This window comes from Clostridium sp. CAG:43 (assembly GCF_000434655.1).
Lineage (GTDB): Bacteria > Bacillota > Clostridia > Lachnospirales > Lachnospiraceae > Otoolea > Otoolea fessa.
Genome location: NZ_FR895084.1, coordinates 16,376 through 17,074 on the forward strand (window position 1 = coordinate 16,376; position 699 = coordinate 17,074).

A 699-nucleotide genomic window follows, 5' to 3' on the forward strand; every position below is an offset into this window, starting at 1 on the left:
TTGCTGCCAGGGAGGGCGCTCAGGTGGTTCTGCTGGAACATAAAGACCGGGTCGGCAAGAAGATCCTGTCTACCGGCAATGGACGCTGTAACCTTTCAAACCGTTTGCAGGAGCCGTTCTGCTACCGCAGTGGTCAGCCGGATTTTCCATGGAAGGCGCTTGGGGCGTTTACGCTTCCGATGACACTGGAATATTTTGAGGATCTCGGCGTTTTGACGCGGGAACGGGACGGATATCTGTATCCATATTCCGGGCAGGCAAGCGCTGTTTTAGATGCACTCCGTCTGGGACTTGCGCGGGAGTCGGTTCAGGTGGTGACGGAATGTGAAGTTTTCTCGATCACGCCGCGCGAAGATGCGAAACACCGGTTTGAAGTGAAGACGTCCCAGGGGAGCTTTTCGGGCGAGACGCTGATTCTGGCGTGCGGCAGCAAGGCGGCACCGGGTACAGGTTCGGATGGAAGCGGATATAAGCTGGCGAAACGGCTGGGACACCATATCATCAAGCCGCTTCCGGCACTGGTTCAGCTTCGTTGCCCGGAAAAGTTCTTTAAACAGCTCGCTGGAGTACGCGCGGATGCCTCTGTGATACTCTACAGCGATGGCAGAAAGCTGGCGGAGGACAAGGGCGAGGTGCAGCTTACGGATTATGGTATTTCGGGGATTCCGGTTTTCCAGGTCAGCCGCTTTGCGGCGCGCG

General features: G+C 56.9%; 1 protein-coding gene. It reads left to right on the forward strand.

From position 1 onward, the window contains the following. Nucleotides 1–23: 23 nt before the first annotated feature. Nucleotides 24–699 (forward strand): aminoacetone oxidase family FAD-binding enzyme (locus tag QVO97_RS06885; protein ID WP_369678391.1); only part of this gene is annotated, 676 nt, incomplete at its 3' end.